At 48.1% G+C, this 2,088-nt stretch carries 3 protein-coding genes and 1 pseudogene; 1 reads left to right on the top strand and 3 read right to left on the bottom strand.

Going from position 1 to position 2,088, the window contains the following annotated elements; all coding sequences use genetic code 11:
• From ACOTZP_RS23775 to dfrA16, 3 genes and pseudogenes are all read right to left on the bottom strand, one after another.
• Window positions 1-178: DMT family transporter (locus tag ACOTZP_RS23775; RefSeq protein ID WP_038341169.1), on the bottom strand; the 178-nt coding region annotated here is incomplete at its 3' end.
• Between the two features lie 116 nt (window positions 179-294).
• A pseudogene (locus ACOTZP_RS23770) lies at window positions 295-1,133 on the bottom strand (AadA family aminoglycoside 3''-O-nucleotidyltransferase).
• A 104-nt stretch (window positions 1,134-1,237) separates the two neighbouring features.
• The gene (dfrA16, locus tag ACOTZP_RS23765; protein ID WP_032490158.1) at window positions 1,238-1,711 is read right to left on the bottom strand and encodes a trimethoprim-resistant dihydrofolate reductase DfrA16; all 474 of its coding nucleotides are present in this window, start codon (window positions 1,709-1,711) and stop codon (window positions 1,238-1,240) included.
• A 155-nt stretch (window positions 1,712-1,866) separates the two neighbouring features.
• Here dfrA16 and ACOTZP_RS23760 point away from each other — a divergent pair.
• Window positions 1,867-2,088: phage integrase N-terminal SAM-like domain-containing protein (locus ACOTZP_RS23760; protein WP_032424397.1), on the top strand; the 222-nt coding region annotated here is incomplete at its 3' end.

The raw sequence follows: 2,088 nt of genomic DNA, 5'->3' as shown, positions 1-2,088 counted from the left end.
AAGCAACACCGACAGGGATGGATTTCAGAACCAGAGAAAGAAAATAAAATGCGATGCCATAACCGATTATGACAACGGCGGAAGGGGCAAGCTTAGTAAAGCCCTCGCTAGATTTTAATGCGGATGTTGCGATTACTTCGCCAACTATTGCGATAACAAGAAAAAGCCAGCCTTTCATGATATATCTCCCAATTTGTGTAGGGCTTATTATGCACGCTTAAAAATAATAAAAGCAGACTTGACCTGATAGTTTGGCTGTGAGCAATTATGTGCTTAGTGCATCTAACGCCGGAGTTAAGCCGCCGCGCGTAGCGCGGTCGGCTTGAACGAATTGTTAGACATCATTTACCAACTGACTTGATGATCTCGCCTTTCACAAAGCGAATAAATTCTTCCAAGTGATCTGCGCGTGAGGCCAAGTGATCTTCTTTTTGTCCCAGATAAGCTTGCTTAGCTTCAAGTAAGACGGGCTGATACTGGGCAGGTAGGCGTTTTATTGCCCAGTCGGCAGCGACATCCTTCGGCGCGATTTTGCCGGTTATTGCGCTGTACCAAATGCGGGACAACGTAAGCACTACATTTCGCTCATCGCCGGCCCAGTCGGGCTGCGAGTTCCATAGCTTCAAGGTTTCCCTCAGCGCCTCGAATAGATCCTGTTCAGGAACCGGGTCAAAGAATTCCTCCGCTGCCGGACCTACCAAGGCAACGCTATGTTCTCTTGCTTTTGTAAGCAGGATAGCTAGATCAATGTCGATCATGGCTGGCTCGAAGATACCCGCAAGAATGTCATTGCGCTGCCATTCTCCAAATTGCAGCTCGCGCTTAGCCGGATAACGCCACGGGATGATGTCGTCATGCACGACAAGGGTGACTTCTATAGCGCGGAGCGTCTCGCTCTCGCCAGGGAAAGCCGAAGCCTCCATAAGGTCATTGAGCAATGCTCGCCGCGTCGTTTCATCAAGCTTTACGGCCACAGTAACCAACAAATCAATATCGCTGTATGGCTTCAGGCCGCCATCCACTGCGGAGCCGTACAAATGCACGGCCAGCAACGTTGATTCCAGATGGCGCTCAATGACGCTTAGCACCTCTGATAGTTGGTTCGAAATTTCGATGGTCACCGCTACCCTCATGATGTCTAACGCCCGCCTCAACTGCCGGAGGTTAATGGCGCCTTTTTTGCAGCTCCACCGCAAAAAAAGGTGACAGTAACCGGAGGTCAGATTGCAGGCGCTTGTTAACTCTTTTGCCAGATTTGATAACAATAGTTAATGTTAGACTCGAAATCTTGCTCAAATACCAACTTGAATGTATCTGGGATTTCAGGAAAAACTATGTCTCCATCTCGCTCGATGTCGACTGTTGAAATATGCAAAGTATCTACTTTGGAAATCAAGCTTTTGTATATTTCACCACCACCAGAAACGATAACATGATCCGTGATTTCCTCTAAATTTATTAAGGCATCCTGAATTGAGGAGAAAACCATTACACCCTCATCATTCGTAGAAAAATTAGAGCGAGTTACAACTGCATACTTTCGATTTGGGAGAGCGCCCATTGACTCAAAAGTTTTGCGTCCAACTAAAAGCCATTGATTATATGTAATTGCCTTAAATAGAAGTTGCTCGCCTTTGGCGCTCCATGGAATATCTGGTCCATTACCGATAATACCGTTCTTCGACTTGGCAGCCATTAGTGATAACTTCACGATTTCTCCCTCGAGTTAACTTTGTTTTAGGGCGACTGCCCTGCTGCGTAACATCGTTGCTGCTCCATAACATCAAACATCGACCCACGGCGTAACGCGCTTGCTGCTTGGATGCCCGAGGCATAGACTGTACAAAAAAACAGTCATAACAAGCCATGAAAACCGCCACTGCGCCGTTACCACCGCTGCGTTCGGTCAAGGTTCTGGACCAGTTGCGTGAGCGCATACGCTACTTGCATTACAGTTTACGAACCGAACAGGCTTATGTCCACTGGGTTCGTGCCTTCATCCGTTTCCACGGTGTGCGTCACCCGGCAACCTTGGGCAGCAGCGAAGTCGAGGCATTTCTGTCCTGGCTGGCGAACGAGCGCAAGGTT

The sequence above is a fragment of the Enterobacter cloacae complex sp. SYL001 genome, assembly GCF_049237025.1.
Classification (GTDB): domain Bacteria; phylum Pseudomonadota; class Gammaproteobacteria; order Enterobacterales; family Enterobacteriaceae; genus Enterobacter; species Enterobacter intestinihominis.
This window is presented reverse-complemented; position numbering and strand designations above follow the sequence as displayed.